Below are 22,684 nucleotides of genomic sequence, written 5' to 3' on the forward strand. Positions count from 1 at the left end.
TGCGGTCTATTCGCTCGTCGCCGGTGGGCCGAGCACTTCGTCAAGGAAGGTATCGAGGGTAATCTCGCCTTCTTGCGCACGCAGGAGCTCTTGCGCGCGGATATAGTTGTAATTTCGGGCGGTCACGTTCTGGGCGTCGCCCCGGCTGCGCACAATGGTCGGCTTGATGAAGATCATCAGATTGGTGCGTGTGTTGGACCGGCCTTCGGACTTGAACAGATTACCGGCAACCGGAATGTCGCCCAGAAACGGCACCTTGGAATTAACCGTCGAATCGGTTTGTTCGATCAGACCGCCGAGCACGATGATTTCGCCATCATCAGCTAGAAGACTGGTGCGGAATTCGCGCGTATTCAGGATGATGTCGGGCGAGAAGCCCCCGCCGATAAAGTCATCAACGCTGGAAACCTCCTGATAGATATCGAGGCGGATCGTGCTGTCGGAAGAGATACGCGGGGTCACTTCGAGTTTAACACCGACCTGCTCACGCTCTACCGTGCGGAACGGGTTAGAATTGTCGTTCCCGAGAACCTCACCGGAGGTCAGCGGCACATCCTGACCGACCAGAAGCGACGACGTCCCATTGTCGAGCGTCATGTTGAAGGGCTTCGAAAGAACACGGGAATTGGTATCCTGTTCGACCGCATTGATGATCGCACCGAACAGTGTGTCGCCATCCTGACCGCCAATACCGAGGACGCTGCCATTCACGCCGAGCAGCGAATTGATGGCCGCATTGGTGAACTGGTTGCCGCCATCACCGCCGCCAATATCGGGGTCGATGATCGCGCCAGCAAGCGCCAGCAAGTTTGGCGCAGAACGGGAGAAATTCGTCGATGCGAAAGGTGTGGAGCTGTCGCCTGTGCCAGAGAGGAGGAACTGCACGCCAAGTTCGCGCGCGGTGTCGTCCGACATCTCGACGATGATCGCTTCGACAAGCACCTGCGCCCGGCGCTGGTCCAGCGCATCAACAACGCGTTCCATTGCAAGCAGCGTGTCAGGCGTCGCGCTGATGACGAGCGAGTTCGACTCCACATGCGCGGCGATGGTTGCCGGCGGCGCGGCATTCTCAGCCGGCCCACGCTGATCCGCCATCGTCGCCGCAAGCGATTCAAGAACTGGGGCGATCTCTTCCGCCGTTGCATTGTTGAGAGAGATCACGCGGATATTGTCGCGGGTCGGCTCTGCTGCATCGAGTTCAGTGGCGACCTGAACCGCCCGCGCGACCGTCGGCGCGTCCCCGCGAATGATGACGGAGTTGCTGGTCTGCGAAGCAGTTACCTCGAAGTTTTCGCGCACATTGCCGTCCTGCGTCCCCAGGAGATTGACAAGGATCGTCTCCATCTCACGCGCGGGAACGCTCTTCAGCGATATTGTGCGAAGCTCTGAACGGTCAGCGCTATCGAGCGACTGAATGACTTCGCGGATACGCGGCATGTTGGAGGCGTAATCGACAACAACCACCGAATTGGACCGCGCATTTGCCACAACCTGACCCTGCGCATCTATGATCGGCTTCAGCATCTGCGCAGCTTCAACGGCCCCGAAACTGTCGAGCGCAAAAACCTGGGTCACAAATGCGTTTGGCTCGCTTGCCGGTCCGCCAGCCTCGCCGACAGCAAGCGCCTCCGGCACAACGCGGTAGACGCCCCGGCCTGCAGGAATGGCTGCAAAACCGTTCACACGAAGGGTCGAGAGGAAGACTTCGAACACTTCGTTCGTCGACATCGGCGTTTGCGAAAGCACGGTGACGCGTGTGCGGCCGACATCCGGGTGCAGGATGAATGTATAGCCGGTAATCGTCGCAACATCGTCGATCAGGGCCGTGATCTCGACATCGTCGAGGCTGAGCACGTGGCGCCCGCCCTGGGCTTCAGCGGGCAGGCACTGCGCGCCGAGGCCGAGCACGGCAATAGCCGCGAGGAGTTTCTTCATCATGTCATCCCTCCTCGAACCGAATGTCGAGATTTTGTGTCTCCCCGCCCCGCATGACTGTCACGCTGACAGTCTGCGCCGAACTCAATTCCGCGGCGAGCGCTGCGGTGTCGAGGTCGCGGACAGGTTTCTGGTTGATACGGATCAGGCGGTCGCCTGCCTGGAGACCGGCTTGCTGCATGAGCGCCGGGTTGCTGCGCGGTTGAAGCACGAACGCCTCGACCACGCCGTTCGACATATCAGCAGCTGGATTGAGGCTGGCAAGCAGCGTTCTCGCGCTAACGCCCGGTTCAAATAGCGGCGTGGCCTGGACTTCTGCTGTTGATGCTGGCTCGGCCATTTCACCAGCATTGCCGATGACGGACAGACCAGCTTCGCGGCCGCCGCGCATCAACGTCTCATCGGTGCCGTTTCGTGAGATAATCACCCGGTCGCTCAAGACCCTGACAAGCTCTGTGCCCGGAATGATCTCATCACCCGGCTGGAAACGTTGTGTTCGATTGTCAGGCGTCACGATCGTCGCTGAATCCGCGGCCGGGTCGGTCGACATGAAGATCGCTGCCAGTTTGAGATTCAGCGTCGTTTCGGGGGCGTCCGGGACAGCACTTGGCACCCTGCCTGAGGAAACAAACGGGTTAGTCGTCATAAGCAGGGAGAGATCACCGCGGACATTGGATCGCGTGACCTGCTGTATCGGCGACGGTAGCGGACGCATCATCAAAGACGAGACCGCGTCTGATGGCGCAACAAGCAACCATCCTATGCGTGCAAGGAGCACGGCGATCGCGACGACAAGAACGAATTGCAAGACTGTACGCACGCCATCAAGCAGGCGCCCGGCATTGTCTGGCAGCGATATTCGTCCCTGTAAATTCATACCATCCCTCAATGGTCCGGGGGCAGGATCAACCTGCCCCCGTTCCGGTATATCTCAACTGTTACGTGTTGAAAGCCTGCGCAGGTGCGCCGCAGCTGACACGTGCAGTCTAGAAGCGGCGTTTCAGGCCAAAACCAATCGACGTACCGCGTTAAACTGGTGAGCGTCCATGCGGTCGCCGACCTAACGTAACTCGCCGATCGGGCAGACCGGCCGACTAGAAACGCATCTTCAACGTTGCAGAGAAGCTTGTGCCCCTGTCGTACGTGTTGAACTCGGTCCTTCCGAGGCCGCCTTCGCTGAACTGATACTCCTCGTTCGCTTCCCCGAGGATGTTACGGGCACGCAAACCAAGCGTGAAGTCCTGATCACCGATAACGAAATCCCGGTTGTAGACGGCATCAAGCTGGATACCTGGATCTTCAATGATGTCCGGTAGTTCCGCTGTTGCAGAGTCGATACCCCGCTGGAGGATGCGCTCATCGACCCAGTTCAGGAGCAAGGTGAATTGATCCACATCGCTCTGCCAGCCGAACTGCATATTCAGGATGTTTTCAGGCGTGCCTTGAAGCTCTGAGCCATCAATACCGAAGCTGGACGCATCGCGCAGACTGCGGGTAATCGGATCGAAGATCTGCGTACCTGACTCTGCCTGAATTTCCGAAGACGTGTACGTATAGTTCAGGGAGAACAGCCAGTCGCGCTCTGCAAACCAGTCAACATCCGTGAACACCGGGCTGTCGAACGTGCGCCGGTACTCGAATTCGCCGCCAAACAGCTCCGCTTTTGGAGAGTTGATGAAGGTTGTTTCGAAGACGAAGGTCGAAGTCGAGAATTGAACTTCTTCGATCGGGTTCTCGATTTCCTTGAAGAAGCCCGCAACGGTTATGAACTCGTCACGGCCGAGATAGTATTCCAGCCGGGCGTCATAGTTCGTCAGCTCACTATCGAGCAGCTGGTTGTTGCCGCGATAGGTGCGTTCGGTCTCGGGATCGAAATAGCTCGATAGCGCCAGTTCGCGGAATTGAGGACGCGCCACCGTTTCCGAATAGCCGAGCCGAAGCTGCAGGTCGTCCGCGAAATTCCACGTCAGCGTAGCCGACGGGAGCCAGTACTCATTTATGATGGTGGCGTTGCCGGTCCCGACATTTCCGAAGCGATCGAAGGTTTCTACGTTTTCTTCGCCTTCTTCGTACCGAAGACCAATCGTGGTGCGCACATAGTCCAGAAGCTCAACATCTGCCTCGAGGAAGCCTGCGGCAACCTCAAGATCTGCCCGGTAAGAGTCGTTGGTCGACGTGCTTTCAACGAGCTCAAATCGAGACGGGCTGATATTGTCAGGCGAGAAGAGGAAGTCTGGCCGAGCGAGCTGGACGTCCAGCGGGATAGAGTTACCGCCTGCAAACCTGAAAGTCTGGAACGCATACTCACGTTCCGTCTTTGAATAATCATAGCCTGCCTTGAAGACGGCATCGCGATACGGGCCGATCGGCAGAGTGTAAGAAAGGTCGCCACCAAAGCTGCCATTCTCGTCTGTCAGTTCAGAGAAACGAACATTGTAGCTGTTCGCGACGGAGTAACGGACCTGACCCTGGTCATCAACGAGCCGACGAAGCGAACGCTCATACGGCGCATCTCGAGAAGATTCGGCTACCGAACCGCGCCAGTTGAAGGCGAAATCACCGAATTCGTGGAGACCACGCAGCTGGAAGAAGGCGAGTTCGCGCTCAAACCAGCCGGTAGATTCGTCGTAGACTTCACCGGTTGAACCCGGCGCGTTGAAGTCGCGGCCCGTATCGATCTGGGCTTCCTTGGTGGTTGAATGCACGTAGAATGCAGTCGCTTGGACTTCGTGAAGGTCCCAGCCAATCGTGGCAGAGCCGAGCGCATTGGTCGTGACGTCCATCGTCGTTTCGGTGGACTCAAGTTCGGTGCCGATCGTGCCGCTTTGCACGAACTGTCTTGTCGCTTCCTGGGTTTCCCAGCTCTGGTCATAACCGACCACGCCAACGGCCCCGACATCGAAGTCGCCAATATTACCGGACCAACCGCCATCGATGGAGGCGTTGAAATCCGGGCCGAGCTCGCCGTTCTGAATGACGGTCAATGGCGAATTGACCAGACTTTCACCTGCGAGTTCGATTTCCGCATCGCTGAGCGAGCTCAAAGGTGTCCCGGTGGAAATCAGCTTCGAGATAGGACCTGGCAGGTCGCGCAGACCATCATCAAAGCCGGTCCAGTCGGTGTCGCTGCCCCGGTAGAAGATGCCTTCGCTCAACGACGTCTCGGTATTGAGTCCGGCACCAATTTCAACATTGGCGTAAGACTCACGTGGCATACGGACAGTCTTGAGGTCGATGACGCCGCCACCAAATTCACCCGGATAAGAAACTGAATAGGTTTTCTGGACCGCAGCACCTTCAAGAACTTCCGAAGGGAACAGGTCCAGCGGCACTGTGCGACGCAGAGGCTCTGGGCTCGGCAGTGGAGAGCCATTCAGCAGAGCAGAGGAATAACGGCCACCAAGGCCGCGAACATAGGCGAACCGGTCATCAACAACGCTGAGACCGCTAAGTCTCGTCAGTGCGAGTGCCGCATTGGAATCGCCCTGCCTCGAGAGATCCTCCGCGGAGAGAAAGGATGCGACCTGCGACGTGCTGCGCTGGGGCGCGGGAATGAACTCGCCACGCACGACAACCGTGTCGAGCGCGCGGTCTTCATCTTCCTGAGCTTCAACCTCTACAGGGGCATCAGCGTCAGCCTCTTGAGCTGCTGCCGTCGGCACGGCTAGCGCGCAAAAAGCCGTCGACAGCATCAGGAGACGGTATAGGGATCGATCAGACATTAGTATGTGTCCTTTCTAGTCGGACATGGGAATTTACGAGCGTTGCCGAGAAGACCAGATAGATTGTGCCGGACCAGTCAGCTGACCGGTCCGGCACAGTTTCATCAGCAAGGATCAGAAGCTTCGAGGCCGCAGCTCCAGCCCTTCCACCACGTGTCTTGGGCGTTCTCGACGGCGCCGATATACGGAGCGCTCTCGAAAAACGGATCCAGCGTGGTCGCATCGAACGGGGTAGCGCCGCTTTCAGCCGAGCCGTTCACGAAAGTCGAGCTCAGCGTGGCCGCCACGCTCGTCGTATTGTTCGACCCGCCATCCACGGCTGCCTGAGCGGTTGCTGCATCGCTGCTTGCGCGGGCGAGACCGCCATCACAGTCGAACAGGACCGAGTCGAAGCTTGGGTCGACGTCCACACCGCCATAGCCGGAGTTGCCGTCACCTGCAGAAGTCTCCCAGCGGAAGCACTCCTTGCCGTAGTCCACGACGCCATTGACGTAGCGGCCAATCGTATTGGTGTTGAGACGGAAGGCGTTCGAACGGTTGCCGACGAAGGTGAAGTTCGCAATCGTCGCGTTCGAGCGCGGCGTTGCGGTACCACCTGCGCTCGATGCTTCGACGATGTTGTCGCCGCCATCTTCGCGCTGGACAACGATCGCGTACTGGATGTTGCCGCTGAAGCCATTGTCCGTGTCGATCGAGTCGTCATCGTTACCGGTCAGGACCAGGTAACGCGTGTTCACCGTACCGCCGAAATATTCGACGCCATCGTCAGAGTTGTTGTGAACCTGGATGTACTCGAACGTGGTGCCGTTACCGATACCGCCAAGCGTGATGCCGTTGAGCTCATTACCCTGCGTGTTGATCGCAAAACCGGCATACTTGACCTGCGTGTAGGTCATGGAACCGGAGTTGTCGTTTGCAACACCGCCGCCATACACCGCCTCAGGGCTGGTAACGCCCTCAATGATGTTCTCACAGGCTGCAGTACCTGAAGCAGCCGTTGGGCTCAGGCAGTTGTTGATTGGCGCGCGGCCAAGAAGGACAAGACCGCCCCACTCACCGATGGCGTTATCAGGATCAACCTGGCTGTTCGTCAGATCGTCTTCGGATGTGAAGACGACCGGATCGGCAGCCGTGCCGTTTGCGAAGATTTTCGAGCCGCGGTTCACGACAAGATAGTCTTCACCGCTGTCACCGAAGACCGTGACGCCAGCCTCAATCGTCAGCGAAGCAGTTTCGCTGCCCGAACCATCGGCGCCCGCATCGACACCGATATCTACACGGCCGTCGAGTTCATACACATTGCCGCGCGTCAGGCGAAGATTGCTCGTCTGGACGCCAGAGACCCGGCAGACATTCTGACCATCGAGATCCAGTCCTGAATCCGAGGTACCAGCCGGGCACTCTGGATCGGCGAACAGACCAAAGGTCCAGCCGGTCGCCCAGTTCTGGTCTTCAGTTTCGTTCGGTCCGAATGCGCCGATATAGTTCGTCGCCTCAAAGAAGGAGTCGAGGGAGCTGGCATCGAATGGTGTCACACCGTCTTCGGCCGGCCCAGGGAAGAATTGGGCTGCAAGTGAGCTTGTGCCGTTCGCGTCATTGTTGCTGCCTGCTGCCACAGCTGCCTGAGCAGTTGCTGCATCGCTGCTTGCGCGGGCGAGACCGCCATCACAGTCGAACAGGACCGAGTCGAAGCTTGGGTCGACGTCCACACCGCCATAGCCGGAGTTGCCGTCACCTGCAGAAGTCTCCCAGCGGAAGCACTCCTTGCCGTAGTCCACGACGCCATTGACGTAGCGGCCAATCGTATTGGTGTTGAGACGGAAGGCGTTCGAACGGTTACCGACGAAGGTGAAGTTCGAAATCGTTGCGTCGGAGCGCGGGGTTGCCGTGCCACCAGCGCTTGAAGCTTCAACGATGTTGTCGCCGCCATCTTCGCGTTGGACGACCAGGGCATACTGGATGTTGCCGCTGAAGCCATTGTCCGTGTCGATGGAGTCGTCGTCATTACCGGTCAGGACCAGGTAACGCGTGTTCACCGTGCCGCCGAAGTACTCGACGCCATCGTCAGAGTTGTTGTGAACCTGGATGTACTCGAACGTGGTGCCGTTACCGATACCGCCAAGGGTGATGCCGTTAAGCTCGTTGCCCTGCGTGTTGATCGCAAAACCAGCAAAGCGAACCTGCATGTACCGCATGATGCCGCTATCATCATTTGCGCGGCCACCGCCGTACACAGCTTCAGGGCTGGTCACGCCCTCAATGATGTTCTCACAGTCGTCCGTGCCGGTGGTTGCCGTCGGGCTGAGGCAGTTATTGATTGGTGCGCGACCCAGAAGGACAAGACCGCCCCATTCAGAAATATTGCTGCCACCATCATCATTCGACGGGTCGCTGTCTGCCTGGCGCTCAAGGTCGTTTGCAGAGGTGAAGACAATCGGTGCCGACGCTTCGCCATCAGCAACCAGCCGCGAACCGCGGTTCACAACGAGGTAGTCGTCACCCGACGCGCCGAAAAGCGTCACGCCCGGCTCGATTGTCAAGGTCGCCGCTGTTCCGGCAGCGCTTCCATCGGCGCCAATATCCTCACCCACATCGACGCGGCCTTCGATACGGTAAGCCACACCATCAACGTTTTCGAGCGTCACGTCCGAGAGAATTGCACCGGACAGCGCGCATGTCGTCAGACCACCGACCGAGGCACCCTCGGTGAAACCGCTAGGGCAAGAGACAGATCCGTCGCCGCCGTTTCCGCCGCCGTTCCCGCCGCCACCGCCGCCCGGCGGCGTGCCTGGGTTCGATGGACCTGGCGAAGAAATGTCTGACCCTTGCGTACACGCCGCGGCAGCAAGCGCTATCACGCTCGCGGTGAATGCCAGACGTAAAGTGTTCGCCGTTTTCATAGGAAGCCCCCTTCAGGGTTAACTGAGTCCAAATCACACGGATCGGGAAACCAGCCCCTGCCGACTCCCGATCCCGGGGGGCGCTATGACACAGCTCAAAGACAGTAATGCGACATCATAAAAGCTTCACATGACTGTCACGGAGCCGACACACGTATATAAACACTTAATACTCAAGCATTCGCGTATATCTTGTTAAATATCCAGGTTAATGCGCCAGATCTTGAGCAGATTACCAAGTCAGTCATCCACGAGCATCGCCTCACTTCTGGCGATCGGCACGGCCAAGCACTTATCGCAGCCCAATCCGAACCAAACAATAGGGTCGCACGGGGCGGCCTCTTCGCAACTATCCACAGTCTTACTGATAAAACGCGAGCGATCGTCGATACTGAGTCAGCATGCCTACTCTAGGCGGCAGCGTCGCCTTCAAGCGTTCCAATGCCTGCGAGCGCTGCATCTAGCGAGATCATCATCAGCTCTCCCTGACGCGAGAAAAATAGTAACGATCCGTCTCCAGAGACGCCTGCACCGAAATCGATTCCGGGCGTGTTGACTGGCTCACCGAGATTTTGAGGTTCGATCCAGTCTCCATCCGCGCCGCGCTCAGCCGTCCAGATATCAACGCTGCCAAGCTTTGGTTCGCGCGCGCTGCAAAAGAAGATCCGTTGTCCGTCCGGGGTAACGGCAAGATGGGCTTCGGCACGGAATGTGTTGAAGCCATCGGGCATGGCTGAAACGACCCAGTCACCGGCCTCATCATCAAAGATCGCCTCGAAAATGTCGTGGCTGCCTTTGCTTTCATAGCCATTATCGGTGAAATAAAGCCGTCCGTCGGCATCCATGGCCGGGTTCAGTTGATCCTTATCAGAGTTGACCGAAGCAGGAAGCGGCTCCGGCTTGCCCCAGCCACTCCCATCAGGCGCCACGCGCCAGATATTGGCGTCGCGCTGGTCACGCTTGAAGATATCGGCGTCAGACGAATAATAAAGCATGCCATCCGCATGACTGAATGACGGGGTGGTCAGTTTGATCTGCGCAGGGAATTCCAGCCTGGCAGGCTCTGACCAGGACCCGTCCTTCTGCTGTCGCATCTCATATAAGTAAGTGTCATCATGCGCCTCCTTCGCGAATACGCGAATCATCCCGTCAGGCGACTCAGTAAGGCCATAGGCTCGGCTGAACACGGTTGGCGCTTCGGCGTTAGGAAGCACAGGCGTCGGGGAATCAATCTCTGGGATCTTGGCGCCGCAACCAGCCAGAAGAATCAGACCGAGCACAATTCCAGACCGCATGAGACTCTCCCAAAACAAAGCCACAAAGGATCGCGGCCACCTGACGAACCGGAGAAAGGTTTCGCAGCAACCACTGAGTTTGATCTTAACGCATGGGGCGGAAAATGGTGCCGGCAGAGGGACTTGAACCCCCGACCCCCTGATTACAAATCAGGTGCTCTACCAGCTGAGCTATACCGGCGACCCCTGCCCTTTACGACTTGCCGTAAGGCGGGGCAAGTTCCATTTGCAAGGTCATCGCAGCGTCGGATAGTAACGTTTTTCGGCACCATTTTGCGGGAAGTGCGTTCTATTTTCAGTGTGTCAGCAAGGAGCACTGAGATGAAACGCTATATCCTGCCCTGCATGATGGGCCTCGCGCTGGCGGCCGGGCCTGCTTTCGCAGACGAGACGCGTACGCCTCCACCGACAGAGCCTTATTACGCCCCGCAACCTTCAGGCTGTGACCTTGTCCGGCTGAAAATCTATTTTGAGCCAGGCACAGCCACGCTCACCCCATTTGCGCGCGACGCCATCAGCAAGGTGAGCGAACAGCTGGCAGGCTGCTCAGTGCAGCGCCTCAACGCGACGGCCATCGCTGGTGACAGCTCCACCGAAGCGCCCGTCGTCGGGCTTGCCGAAGATCGGCGGGCAAGCGTGATGAAGGCCCTGCTTGCCCAGGGCATTCGCGCATCGGACGTGGCGATGAACACTGATCTTGGTAATTCGGTCATGTCCAGAACCGTGGACATCGAGCTGCAGACTGTACCGGCCAGGGTAAGCTAGGCGCACATAGCATTTACCATGTCCATAGGCCCCGGCATTACAGAACATGCCGGGGCTTTTTCCTGTCCTCAGTCCAGTTTTGAAAGAACTGCGCACCCAGCGACGAATGTCACGATGGTATGAGACAAGTCGACCAGTAGTCCGCCCGTCGAATGCCACGGCGTATAGAAGAAATCATACGCCATCAGCGGCACGCCGATCAGGAGCGACAGTATCAGACCGAACGAGACGGCGGCACCGATACCTGCCACGCCGCTTTTGCGCATCAGCCAGGCGAAGCCGAACGACAGGACGATCGGCACAAGAAAGCCACCCAGCATCCACATTGGATTGGCGTCTTCCGGCCCCTCAGTCGCGACACCGCCCGCGGTCAGGAAGCTCATCGCGTCCCCCGCCTCATTGATGAATATGCCCTGAGCGCTCATGTACACTTCAGAAAATAGCAGTCCGTACCAGAGAAAGCCGATGAAATAGATGAGGATGGCTGAGACCAGAACACCCACCAGATTGATGCCTGCAAGACGTGGCATTGTTTCCTCCTAAACCCGTTTCATTTTTTGTTCGCCACGCCTAAGAGTGCCCCCTCAAAGCTTGGCGCCGAAGATGATGCGCCCAAATCGAGATTGACGGAAGCTATAATGACGAAGTCCGCCCCCCGCCGAATTCTGGTCACCTCTGCCCTGCCCTATATCAACGGGGTGAAGCATCTCGGCAATCTCGCCGGATCGATGCTGCCAGCAGACGTCTATTCGCGGTTCCAGCGACTTCGCGGTCATGACGTTCTCTATATCTGCGCAACCGACGAGCACGGCACGCCCGCAGAACTCGCAGCCCAGGCCGCCAATGTGCCAGTCCGCCAGTATGTCGATGAGCAACACGAGATCCAGAAAAAGGCCGGCGAGGACTTCCTGCTCTCCTATGATCATTTTGGACGCTCCTGCAGCGATGAGAATGCCGCTCTGACCCAGCATTTCGCGCACGTCCTTGAAGCCAACGGCCTGATCGAAGAGCGCACCATGCGCCAGGTCTATTCAGTAGACGACGAACGCTTCCTGCCAGACCGCTATGTCGAGGGCACCTGCCCACATTGCGAGTTCGAGAAAGCGCGCGGCGACCAGTGCGACAATTGCGGGCGCCTGCTGGACCCGGTGGACCTGATCGATCCATATTCGGCTGTCTCAGGCTCAAAGAATGTTGAGGTGCGCGAGACGCGGCACCTCTTCCTGCTCCAGTCGCAAATGCAGGACCGCATCCGTGACTGGATCGAAGCGGCGACCGACTGGCCGCCGCTTGCGCGCTCCATTGCTCTGAAATGGCTTGATGAGGGCCTGCGCGACCGTGCGATTACACGCGATCTTTCATGGGGCGTGCCCGTCACCAATCCTGACGGGTCGATCCGCGAGGGCTTTGAGACGAAGGTCTTCTATGTCTGGTTCGATGCGCCCATCGAGTACATCGCCGCGACCGAGGAATGGGCGAAAGCCAAGGGCGAGCCAGAGGCCTGGCGCCGCTGGTGGCGCACGGATGAGGGCGCTGAAGAGGTCGACTATGTCCAGTTCATGGGCAAGGACAATGTGGCCTTCCACACGGTGGGCTTCCCTGTCACCATTTTGGGCTCCCAGGAGCCATGGAAGCTGGTTGACCGGCTGAAAGCCTTCAACTGGGTCACCTGGTATGGCGGCAAGTTCTCCACCTCGAACAAACGCGGCGTCTTCATGGATCAGGCGCTGGACCTGCTGCCCGCCGACTACTGGCGTTGGTATCTGACGGCGAATGCGCCTGAAGGTTCGGACGCGGCATTTACGTGGGAAGGTTTCCAGTCCGCGGTCAATTCAGACCTCGCCAATGTGCTCGGTAACTTCGTCAACAGGATCACCAAATACTGCGCCTCGAAGTTCGACGGCAAGGTGCCAGAAGGCGGCAAAGCTGGCGAGGCTGAAAGCTGGATGATCGCTGAGCTTGAGACCCGCCTGCCACAACTCGTCCAGCACTATGAGAATATGGATTTTCGCAAGGCGGCCGCCGAAACGCGTGCTATCTGGGCGGCGGGCAATGAATACCTCACCAAGGCTGAGCCATGGGTGAAGTACAAGAATGACGTCGATGCCGCCGCTGTCGGTGTTCGCGCGGGCCTCAACCTGGCCGCCCTGTTTGGCATCATTGCCCAACCCATCATCCCTGAAGCGGCCGCGATGATCCTTGATGCGCTCGGCGTACCGGAAGAAAGGCGCACGCTCAGCGAAGAGGCCTTCGCCGATATTCCAGCGCTGCTCGACGCCCTGCCGCGCGGCCACGAAATCTCGCCGCCAGACGTTCTCTTCCGAAAGATCGAAGATGAGCAGGTCGCCGAGTGGACAGAGCGGTTCGGCGGCGAAAGCTGACATGCCACTGCAGAACCGTGTCGATCCGTACGCCGCAATTCATGCGGTATCGGCGCGCGGGACGTTCATGGGCAACCGTGGCGGCTGCTTTCACACGGAAGCCCGCACCCTGAAACGCACTCACTGGAAGAGCAGGCACTGGATTATCTGCCTGCTCGACTTCAAGGGCCGCAAACGCGAGCTGATGGCGCCCGGCAAGTACACTGAGCTCTTCTTCCTTGACGAGGCAACGGCGCTCGCAGCAGGACACAAGCCCTGCTTTGAGTGCCGGCGTGAGGACGCACGCGCCTTCAAAGACGCGCTCGTGCGGGCAGGCGTCACTGGCAAAACCGCGAGTGTGGCTGACATCGACCGACTGATCGCGGGCGAAGTACAGGAACGACTGCGCTGCAAGTCGACGGCAAATCTCGCACAAGCCGACGCACTTCCAGATGGTGCCATGTTTGATTGGGGTGGAGGAGCATGGCTGAAGCTCGGTGATCGTTGCCTGCCATGGAGCTTCGAAGGTTATGGACGCCCGGTGACCGCGCCAACAGTTTCGGTCAAAGTGCTGACGCCGCATGCGACCCTTAACGCGCTCGCGGCAGGCTATGAGCCGGATGTCCACCTCTCGGCGGACCAGAACTGATATTCGGCCCCATCTCTGGCCGCACTGCGAAAGTCTGGTAGTGTCCCCCTAACGAAAATGAAAAGGGATACGACCATGGTTTCCAGACTGAAACTGACCGCCTGCGCCACCGCGCTCTGCATGATGCTGTCGACGCTGGCCTTTGCGCAACAATCAGTTCCGGAACCGGGCACCGATCTTGTCGAACTCTACACCTGGCTACACGCCAACCCAGAGCTGTCCTTCAAGGAATCGACCTCTGCCTCGATCATGGCCGCAGAACTTGAAGCACTGGGCTTCACGGTCACGACAGGGCTTGGCGATGAATGGACGCGCGCGAAGTCGCAGCGCGATGAAGGCACGGTACGCGACGGCGTCGGCGGCTATGGCGTCGTCGGCGTGTATGAGAATGGGGAAGGCCCAACCATTCTGATCCGGGCGGATATGGACGCGCTGCCCGTGCCCGAACAGACTGGCCTCGATTATGCTTCAGAGGTCGTCAGCACGACCTGGACTGGCGTCGAGAGCCCTGTCATGCACGCCTGCGGCCACGACATCCATATGACGAGCTGGGTCGGTACCGCACGTGAGTTGATTGACACCAAGGACGACTGGTCCGGAACGCTCGTCATGCTTGCTCAGCCTGCGGAAGAATTAGGGCTTGGCGCAAAAGCTTTGCTTGAAGAAGGTCTATATCAAGACTTTCCGTTGCCGGACTACAACTTGGCGCTTCACGTCAGTGCCGGGACGCCCGCCGGCACGGTCGCCTACTCCTCCGGTTACGCTCTCGCTAATGTCGACAGTGTCGATATCCTCGTGAAAGGTGTCGGGGGCCATGGCGCCTATCCGCACACGACCAAGGACCCGATCGTCATTGGCTCATCCATCGTCATGGCACTGCAGACGCTTGTGTCCCGTAACGTCGATCCGCAAACGCCTGCTGTCGTAACCGTCGGCTCGTTCACGGCGGGCGCCAAGCACAACATCATTTCGGACGGGGCAGAGCTTCTTCTGACGGTGCGCTCCTATGACGATGCAACGCGCCAGCTCCTGCTCGATGGCATTACGCGGATCGCAAAAGCGCAGGCCGAAGCCTTCGGCGCGCCGGAGCCAGAAATCTCTATCGACAATGACTACACCCCGTCGACCTACAATACCCCTGCCCTCACCGAAAAAGCGATGACGGCCATCCGCGCTGCCATCGGAAAAGACAACGTCAAAGAGGTGACACCCGTCATGGGCGGTGAAGATTTCTCGCAGTATGGCCGCACCGAAGAGGATGTCCCTGGCCTGATATTCTGGCTCGGCGCGATAAATCCGGACACCTACGCCGCGGCGCAGAATGGCGGCGACCCGCTACCATCGCTCCACTCACCTTTCTTTGCGCCGGACGCACCGCCGACCATCAAGACCGGCGTCAGCTCAATGACCGCTGCGGCGCTCGCTCTCTTCAACGAGACAGCTTCAGAGTGATTTCAGCCAGTCCAGCAGGATCGCGTTCACTTCATCCGGACGCTCCTGCTGGGTCCAGTGGCCGCAACCCTCCAGCAGGTGCGCATCTTTCAAATCCGGCAAATTAGGCTTCATCGCTTCTACGGGATCGCCTGGAAACATCTTCAGGACCAGATCGCGCGTACCGCCAATGAACAGGCTGGGCTGGTAGATCTTGCTATCGTCCCGTGCCGTAAGAAACGCATGATCGCGCTCATGATTTCTGTAGCGGTTGAGCGGGCCACGAAAGCCTGACTGCCTGAATTGCGAGTCGTAATAGGCGACATCTTCCTCACTCAGCCACGGGAGCGGCATGTCCGGCTCCGGCAGTCGATGGAGAAGCGTGTCGCCATGCTTCTTGTCGATCGGCCAGGTACCGTCTGGCGCATCACCTGATATCGCGTAGTAGAATTTGCGTATGGTCGCGGCGGGATCGGCCTCGAGCTCGGCCTCCGGTGGCCCCTGATCCTGAAAATAGACCTGATAGAAGAACATGCCGCGCGCGGTGAAGAACTCGCGGAAGACCTGAATGGCTGGCTTGTCGCCAAGCGGCACATAAGGAACTGACAGGCCAGCAACCGCGCGGAATTGATCTGGATACAACAGCGCCGAATTCCATGCGATGGGCGCGCCCCAGTCATGTCCGACCACCACCGCAGGCCCGCCGGGCTGAAGCGCTTTCGCGACCCCGGCAATGTCAGCCGTGATGGTTTCCATGTCATAGGCTTCGACAGGCTCTGGCTTATCGGAGCCACCATAGCCGCGCACATCGACAGCAACCGCTCGATATCCAGCTTCACCAAGCGCGGACAGCTGATGGCGCCAGGAATACCAGCTTTCCGGAAAGCCATGCACGAAGACGACAAGCGGGCCGTCCTCTGCCCCCTCTGCGGCCCCCCGCAGTTTGATGCCATTGGTCTCGACGTGGAAAAATTCGGGCATGTCGCTTCCTGCTATTGCGACGCGCCTATAAGGCGCGGACTGGCTTGAGATCACGCGCGGAGTCTCGCACCCAATCTGAAACGTCGCAATGATTGCGTTGGGGAAGCCCGCCGGTTTGCTCGTTATTGCTCGCCGGCGGCCGCGCGCTGGCTCTGATTGATCGCGATGACCGTCTCAGGATGGGTGAAAAACCGGTAGCCGACATCCTGACCATGGTCTTCGATGGCCTGAAGGAAGGTCGCGAACTCGATCGGGATGATATTGACCGGGTCGTTCGCCGTTTCGTCGCTGCCAGCCAGTTTTTCAGACAACGCCTGCGCGTCCGAATAGCTCGTCATGACGGGCGTCACCGGGCCTTCAGCGGTCTGCAGCTGCACTTCGAGGCTACCGCTTGTGACAAAGAAGACAGGTGCCATGAAATCGCCGACTTCAGGGGTCAGTTCACGCGCATTGGCAATTTCGCCCTGCGACCCCTGAAATATGATCGCACCCTTCCAGTCGAGGAGAAGCCGACCGAGATCGACAATGCGGATCTTCATCGACTGGTCTTCCAGCGGCGCGAGCTGGGCCTGCGCGGCGCCGGGGGTAAGAAACACCACGATTGCCGGGTCGCCCTCATCCGATTGCACCGACGCAATACCGCCGTCGGCATTCGAGAGGACCGCAACTTGCAGCCCTTGTAGCGCGATGATCATGGGGTTTGGCGCGGCGGCCTGAGCGCGCTGCGGCTGGGCCGCTTCCTGCGACTGAACCAGGGGAGCCCCGACAGCGAGCGCGGCGGCGGCACAGGCCAGTAGACGTTTCATGAAAACTCCCCAAAAGAACGCGTAACGGGCGCAGGCTTAACACCTGCGCCCGCATTCGCAAGGAGAGACCTGATTAGCCCTGTTTCAATTCGTCGAAGGGCACTTTCTTGTCCACACGAACATCCTGAGGCAGGCCCAGAACGCGTTCGGCGATGATGTTTTTCAGGATCTCGTCGGTTCCGCCCGCAATTCGAAGGCCCGGCGCCCACATGAAGCTCTGCTGGAACAGCGCGTTCGCAGGCATCGTGTCGGTATCATTCATGATGCCGTAGTGGTCCTGCATCTCGATGGCAGAGTTACAGATATCCTGAAGCTGGTTCGCCGTGATGATCTTGCCGATGGAGTTTTCAGGCCCCGGTGTACCACCGCGCGATAGAGCGGTCTGGGTGCGGAACTTGGTCAGGCTGTAACCCTGTGCCGCAACATACCAGTCGGCAAGCTTCTCACGGAAGGCCTGATCGCTCAGGGAGCCCGTATCGCGGGCATATTCCATGATTTCTTTCCAGTCCGGGCCCGGTGAACCACCGACGGCCAGACGCTCATTCATCAGCGTGACCAGCGCGACCTTCCAGCCGTCGCCAACCTCGCCGAGACGGTCGGAGTCAGGAATACGAACATCGGTGAAGTAGACTTCGTTGAATTCGCGCCCGCCAGATGCCTGGTGGATCGGCTTCGCCTCGACGCCCTTCTGGTGCATGTCCACGATGAACATGGTCAGGCCCTTGTGCTTCGGAGCCTTCGGGTCGGTGCGGGTCAGTACGATGCCGTAATCGGAGAAGTGCGCACCGGTGGTCCAGACTTTCTGACCATTGATGACCCACTCATCGCCATCCTTGATGGCGCGGGTCTTCACACCTGCAACGTCAGAACCTGCAGCCGGCTCAGAGAAGAGCTGGCACCAGATTTCCTCACCGCGCAGGGCCTTTTCGACATAGCGCTTCTTGTGCTCGTCAGAGCCGAACGCGATGACGGTCGGCACACACATGCCGAGGCCGATCGTGAATGGGCCTGTTGGCGCGTCGAACTTGCTTTCTTCCTGATTCCAGATGACCTGCTGCATGGACGAACCACCACGCCCCCCCCATTCCTTGGGCCAGGTAATCTGCGCAAAGCCGCCTTCGGCCTTGGTTTTCTGCCATTCCTTGGCACGCTTCAGGAAGTCCTCACCTGACGGGCGGCGCGGGGAATTAGCGTCTTTTGGTTTCAGATGTTTCTCAAGGAAGCTGCGTGCTTCGACGCGGAATTCGGCTTCTTCTTTTGTGTCGTTGAAGTCCATTTAAAGTCCTCCTAGGCGGCGTTCTTGCGCTCGAGTGCGCTAACAAGTTTCTCTTTCCAGACCTTGGGCGACCCAGCCTGAACAGCGAGCAGCTTGGCTCGGCGGTAGAAGAGGTGACAGTCGACTTCCCAGGTAAAGCCCATGCCGCCATGCGTCTGGATATTTTCCTTCGAAGCAAACCAGTAGGCTTCGCTGGCCGCAAGACGGGATGATGCCGCAGCCTCTGGAAGCTCTGAAGCATCCGTCGAAAGCGCCCACGCGCCGTAGTAGCAGTTCGAACGTGCGACCTGGTTCTTCACGTACATGTCAGCGAGCTTGTGCTTGATCGCCTGGTTACCACCAATCGGGCGGCCAAAGGCGTACCGATCTTTTGCAAACTCGGTCGCCATTTCCAGGCAACGATCTGCGCCGCCAAGCTGTTCAAAGGCCAGCAGCACCGCTGCATGATCGAGCACTCGATTGTGATAGTCTTCACCTTCGCCAGCCTTCCCGAGACGCTGCGCCGGGGCACCGTCAAAGGTGATTTCCGCGTGGCTGCGCGTCGGCTCGAGCGTGCTGACTTTCTTGCGGCTGACGCCCTCACCGGTGAGAGCGACCAGCACGAGGCTCGCACCAGAGCCTTCCTTGGCGAGCACGACAGCATGGGTCGCGATATCGCCATCAGTAACCGGGATCTTGGTGCCGGTCAGCTTCGAGCCATCGAATGTGGTTTTCAGTTTGGACGGTTCAGGATTGCCCGGGCCTTCGCTGGCTGCGTAACAGCCGACCACTTCGCCGCTGACGACTTTTTCAAGAACGTCTTTCTTCTGCTCTTCAGAGCCAGCTGCCTTCAGGGCTTCAGCGAAGAAATACGTCGTCGATGCAAATGGTACCGGCGCCAGAGCGCGACCCATTTCTTCTGCAATCACACAAAGCTCCAGCATGCCGAGACCAAGCCCACCATATTCCTCCGGAATGGCCGTGCCGATCCAGCCCATCTCGACGACCTTGTTCCAGACGCCGTCGTGGTGGCTCTTGTCGTCATCGTTCAGCACCTCACGGACATGCGCGGTGGTGCACTGTGCATTGAGAAATTTGCGCGCCTCGCCCGCGAGAAATTTCTGGTCCTCTGAAAAGTCGAAATTCATACGACCTCATCTCCCTTTGTAAGCCTCTAGAACCGAACCATAGCGCGGTCTGGGCGGCCGAAAAGCGGTATCGCAGGGTAAGGAAGCTGCGGCGAATTGGGTCAAATTTCATCGACCTGTTTCACCGCGTCTCAAAACTGCTGTGCGATAGCAACGCGCAGACGGGAGTATGCGAATGGCCAAGGCACTGTTTCACAAGTCGCAGCGGGTTTTCATCAAGCCCGTAGGCACATGGGGAATCATCGAAAAAGTCATCCCGCACTGGGTGAAGGACGTCGAAGAGCCTCTGCGCGTCACCTACGACGTGGGGCTCGGTCGTGAGTTTTCGGCTCCGGAGCTCGTCTCTGAAGAAGTGATGCATGGGCGCTCCAAGTCGCGGATGGAAGAAGATCCAACTGCCGAACACTGGCGCATCCAGCGCGCCAAGAATCGTTGGCAGGAAAGCGATGAAGTTGCTGGTCACCCTTTTCCGGGCACCTTTCCGGTCGTCATGACCGATGAGAATGACTGGGGCGGCTGGCGCGTGCCGGGATCGGAGTATGACCGTGATCCACAGAAGATCGAATACCAGGCCCGGCTGATCGTGAACTCGCCGCAGCTTCTGTCCATGGTGCGCAAGCTGGCCGAGTACACCGCCCGTCACCCGGATCAGGTCCCTGACGAAATGAAGGCGCTACTCAAACCTGCAAAGGACGCCCTGCGCCACATCTATGATGTCGCAAGCGCGCCGAGACAGGCTGCAGAGTAAACTCAGCCCAGCCTATCAGGGGTGATTGAGAGCCCCGGGGAGACATCCTATCTGTCATGCAGGACGATGACAGAGGATGAACCATGTTGCGCACAGATACGCCCGTTTCGGTAAAGCTGGAAGAGTATACGCCTTATCCATTCGAGATCGATCAGGTCTCGCTGGATTTCTCTCTAGAGCCGTCCGAGACACGGGTGAAGGCCCGCATGACCGTGCGCCGCACCCAGCCAGGCCCGCTTGTCCTCGACGGCGTCAAACTCAAGCTCAATGAGATCCGTCTCGATGGGAAGACGCTCGGCCCTGATGCATATGACCTTACCGACGAAACTCTGACGATCAGGGCGGTCCCGGACGCGTTCGTTCTCGAAACCGACGTCACGATCAATCCATCTGCGAACACCGCGCTCTCAGGTCTTTATATCTCTGGCGGGCGTTTCTGCAGCCAGTGTGAGGCGACCGGCTTCCGTCACATCACCTACTGGCCTGATCGTCCAGACGTAATGAGCCGCTTCCACGTGCGTATGGATGCGGACAAATCGAAATACCCGATCCTGCTATCAAACGGCACGCCTGGGGAGAGCGGCGATCATTCGGATGGACGTCACTATGCCGAATGGGACGATCCTCATCCGAAGCCGTCCTACCTCTTCGCGCTCTGTGCTGGTGACTATGATGTCTGGCGCGACACCTTCACCACGATGAATGGCGACCATGTCGATCTCGGTGTCTATGTCGACAAGGGTCAGGCGAAAAGCGCCGAATGGGCGATGGAAAGCCTGAAGGCCTCCATGAAATGGGACGAGGAGCGGTTCGGCCGCGCCTATGATCTCGGTGTTTTCAACATTGTGGCTGTGCGCGACTTCAATTTCGGCGCGATGGAAAACAAAGGTCTCAACATCTTCAACTCGGCCTACGTCCTCGCCAGCCAAGAAAGCGCGACCGATGCTGACTTCGAAGCGATTGAGAGCATCGTCGGCCATGAATATTTCCACAACTGGACCGGCAATCGCATTACTTGCCGTGACTGGTTCCAGCTCTGCCTGAAGGAGGGCCTGACCGTCTTCCGCGATCAGGAATTCTCATCCGACCTGCGCTCACGCCCGGTCCAGCGCATAAAGGACGTCATGCGCCTTCGCGCCCGCCAGTTTGCCGAAGATGCTGGCCCGCTGGCCCACCCTGCCCGTCCGAGCAAGTATGGCTCGATCGACAATCTGTACACAGGAACCGTGTACGAGAAAGGCTCCGAGCTTATCCGGGCACTGACCGTCTTTATCGGGATCGACGCGTTCAACAAAGGCATGCAGATCTATTTTAACGAATATGACGGCACCGCCTCCACCATCGAAGACTTCTACAGCTGCTTTGAGAAAGCCTCCGGCAAGGACCTCAGCCAGTTCCGCCTCTGGTATGCACAGGCTGGCACGCCTGAAGTGAAGGTCGAGGAAAGCTGGGACGCCGCCAGCAGCACACTGACCCTCACCCTGTCGCAGAAAATACCCGCAACGCCCGGCCAGCCGACCAAGCAACCGGTGCCGATCCCGCTTCGCACCGCCCTGCTCGATGGCAAGGGTGCGCATGTCGGCGTCGAAGGCTGGGAGAATGGCGAAGGCGTCATCGTTCTCGAAGACGAGAAAATGACCGTCGACCTCAAACTCACGGGCACCAGCGACAAGCCACTTCTCTCCATCAATCGCCAGTTCAGCGCACCGGTCCGCATCGACCGCGAGCTTTCCAATGAGGCGCTACTGGAGCTTGCGGCGGCCGAGACTGACCCATTCAACATCTGGGACAATTTCCAGACGCTGGCACGCACGGAAATCTTCCGCCTGCTCGACAACCCGCAATCGCCGCCAGACGAGGCACTCGTGGGCGCACTCGGCGATGCCGTCCGCTCAAATGAGAGTGACCCGGCCTTTGCGGCGTTGCTCACCGCGCTGCCCGATATTGGTGAGCTTTTCCAGCACCGCGAGCCGGTAGACCCGGCGGGCCTCAATGATGCACGCAAGCGCCTGCGCAAAGCTCTCGGCGAAAACCTCAAGGCCGACGCTGAACGCATTCTTGCGAAGCCGTCCCCTGCCCCGTTCAAGCCAAATGCTGAACAAGCCGGCATCCGCGCCCTGCGGTCCGCGATGATCGGCCTGACAGGCGCGCTGGATACCGCTGACGCCTCGCGCAAGCTCAAAAGCCTGTTCGATGCGGCATCCAACATGACTGAAAGCCTCGCCTGTCTGCGCACGCTTGTGCCTTTCGAAACAGCAGAACGCGATGAAGTCATCGAGACCTTCTACGAAACCTGGAAGGAGAACCCGCTGGTCATCGACAAATGGTTTGCCGTCCAGGTTGGCCAGGGCACAGCGGACGATGCGCGCCGCCTGTCACAGCACCCAGACTTCGATCTGTCGAACCCGAACCGCGTGCGGTCGGTGGCGGCCGCCTTCTCCATGACCAATCTTGCCGCGTTCCACGCCCGAGATGGCGAGGGGCACAAGGTGATCGGCGACATCATCCTCGAAGCCGACAAGCGCAACCCGGCCCTTGCCGCCCGCCTGCTCACCAGCTTTGAGCAGTGGCGCAAGCTGGAGCCGGTCGCAAAGGCCAGCGCGGAGAAAGTGCTCAAAGACCTGCAGTCGCAGTCATTGTCGAAGAATGCGTCAGACATTCTTGCCCGCGCCCTCGGCTAGGACGGCAA

At 58.8% G+C, this 22,684-nt stretch carries 16 protein-coding genes and 1 tRNA gene; 6 read left to right on the forward strand and 11 right to left on the reverse strand.

All coding sequences use genetic code 11. The annotated features are described in order from the left end of the window. Positions 1–6 precede the first annotated feature (6 nt). The 6 genes from gspD to O4G74_RS07155 all read right to left on the reverse strand — a co-directional run bounded on the left by gspD (position 7) and on the right by O4G74_RS07155 (position 10,033). Positions 7–1,938 carry a type II secretion system secretin GspD gene (gspD, locus tag O4G74_RS07130; RefSeq protein WP_269401947.1) on the reverse strand — a complete coding sequence of 644 codons (1,932 nt, stop codon included), beginning with the start codon at positions 1,936–1,938 and terminating at the stop codon, positions 7–9. A gap of 1 nt (position 1,939) precedes the next feature. After that, the gene (locus O4G74_RS07135; RefSeq protein ID WP_269401948.1) at positions 1,940–2,812 is read right to left on the reverse strand and encodes a type II secretion system protein N; all 873 of its coding nucleotides are present in this window, start codon (positions 2,810–2,812) and stop codon (positions 1,940–1,942) included. A 217-nt stretch (positions 2,813–3,029) separates the two neighbouring features. Then, positions 3,030–5,657: a TonB-dependent receptor domain-containing protein gene (locus O4G74_RS07140; protein ID WP_269401949.1), complete on the reverse strand. Its 2,628-nt coding sequence runs from the start codon at positions 5,655–5,657 to the stop codon at positions 3,030–3,032. Positions 5,658–5,761: 104 nt separating this feature from the next. Further along, on the reverse strand, positions 5,762–8,557 hold the full coding sequence (locus O4G74_RS07145) for a hypothetical protein (RefSeq protein ID WP_269401950.1): 2,796 nt from the start codon (positions 8,555–8,557) through the stop codon (positions 5,762–5,764). Between the two features lie 410 nt (positions 8,558–8,967). Then, positions 8,968–9,852 carry a hypothetical protein gene (locus O4G74_RS07150; protein WP_269401951.1) on the reverse strand — a complete coding sequence of 295 codons (885 nt, stop codon included), beginning with the start codon at positions 9,850–9,852 and terminating at the stop codon, positions 8,968–8,970. A gap of 105 nt (positions 9,853–9,957) precedes the next feature. Next, positions 9,958–10,033, reverse strand: a tRNA-Thr gene (locus O4G74_RS07155). 140 nt (positions 10,034–10,173) lie between these two features. Here O4G74_RS07155 and O4G74_RS07160 point away from each other — a divergent pair. Next, positions 10,174–10,617, forward strand: coding sequence for an OmpA family protein (locus O4G74_RS07160; RefSeq protein ID WP_269401952.1), 444 nt, complete (start codon positions 10,174–10,176; stop codon positions 10,615–10,617). 68 nt (positions 10,618–10,685) lie between these two features. Here O4G74_RS07160 and O4G74_RS07165 read toward each other — a convergent pair whose 3' ends face one another. Beyond that, positions 10,686–11,147, reverse strand: a complete 462-nt coding sequence (locus O4G74_RS07165) for a DUF1761 domain-containing protein (protein WP_269401953.1) — start codon at positions 11,145–11,147, stop codon at positions 10,686–10,688. 108 nt (positions 11,148–11,255) lie between these two features. Here O4G74_RS07165 and metG point away from each other — a divergent pair, with 108 nt between their 5' ends. The 3 genes from metG to O4G74_RS07180 all read left to right on the forward strand — a co-directional run bounded on the left by metG (position 11,256) and on the right by O4G74_RS07180 (position 15,078). Next, positions 11,256–12,998, forward strand: coding sequence for a methionine--tRNA ligase (gene metG / locus O4G74_RS07170; protein WP_269401954.1), 1,743 nt, complete (start codon positions 11,256–11,258; stop codon positions 12,996–12,998). Position 12,999: 1 nt separating this feature from the next. Continuing rightward, positions 13,000–13,626: a hypothetical protein gene (locus tag O4G74_RS07175; RefSeq protein ID WP_269401955.1), complete on the forward strand. Its 627-nt coding sequence runs from the start codon at positions 13,000–13,002 to the stop codon at positions 13,624–13,626. A 75-nt stretch (positions 13,627–13,701) separates the two neighbouring features. After that, positions 13,702–15,078: an amidohydrolase gene (locus O4G74_RS07180; protein ID WP_269401956.1), complete on the forward strand. Its 1,377-nt coding sequence runs from the start codon at positions 13,702–13,704 to the stop codon at positions 15,076–15,078. Here O4G74_RS07180 and O4G74_RS07185 read toward each other — a convergent pair. The 4 genes from O4G74_RS07185 to O4G74_RS07200 form a co-directional block, all read right to left on the reverse strand. Further along, on the reverse strand, positions 15,070–16,038 hold the full coding sequence (locus O4G74_RS07185; RefSeq protein ID WP_269401957.1) for an alpha/beta fold hydrolase: 969 nt from the start codon (positions 16,036–16,038) through the stop codon (positions 15,070–15,072). The two genes, O4G74_RS07180 and O4G74_RS07185, sit on opposite strands and share 9 nt — an antisense overlap. Before the next feature lie 122 nt (positions 16,039–16,160). Next, entirely contained in the window at positions 16,161–16,844 is a 684-nt protein-coding gene (locus tag O4G74_RS07190; protein ID WP_269401958.1) for a hypothetical protein, read from the reverse strand. Positions 16,845–16,917: 73 nt separating this feature from the next. Then, positions 16,918–18,120, reverse strand: a complete 1,203-nt coding sequence (locus tag O4G74_RS07195) for an acyl-CoA dehydrogenase family protein (protein WP_269401959.1) — start codon at positions 18,118–18,120, stop codon at positions 16,918–16,920. Between the two features lie 11 nt (positions 18,121–18,131). Next, positions 18,132–19,247: an acyl-CoA dehydrogenase family protein gene (locus O4G74_RS07200; RefSeq protein ID WP_269401960.1), complete on the reverse strand. Its 1,116-nt coding sequence runs from the start codon at positions 19,245–19,247 to the stop codon at positions 18,132–18,134. 175 nt (positions 19,248–19,422) lie between these two features. On the opposite strand from O4G74_RS07200, the gene O4G74_RS07205 reads away from it, so the two are divergent. Next, on the forward strand, positions 19,423–19,995 hold the full coding sequence (locus tag O4G74_RS07205) for a hypothetical protein (RefSeq protein ID WP_269401961.1): 573 nt from the start codon (positions 19,423–19,425) through the stop codon (positions 19,993–19,995). An 86-nt stretch (positions 19,996–20,081) separates the two neighbouring features. Beyond that, the gene (gene pepN, locus O4G74_RS07210) at positions 20,082–22,676 is read left to right on the forward strand and encodes an aminopeptidase N (protein ID WP_419715373.1); all 2,595 of its coding nucleotides are present in this window, start codon (positions 20,082–20,084) and stop codon (positions 22,674–22,676) included. Positions 22,677–22,684: the final 8 nt, after the last annotated feature.

The organism is Henriciella marina, from assembly GCF_027213945.1.
Taxonomy (GTDB): domain Bacteria; phylum Pseudomonadota; class Alphaproteobacteria; order Caulobacterales; family Hyphomonadaceae; genus Henriciella; species Henriciella marina_A.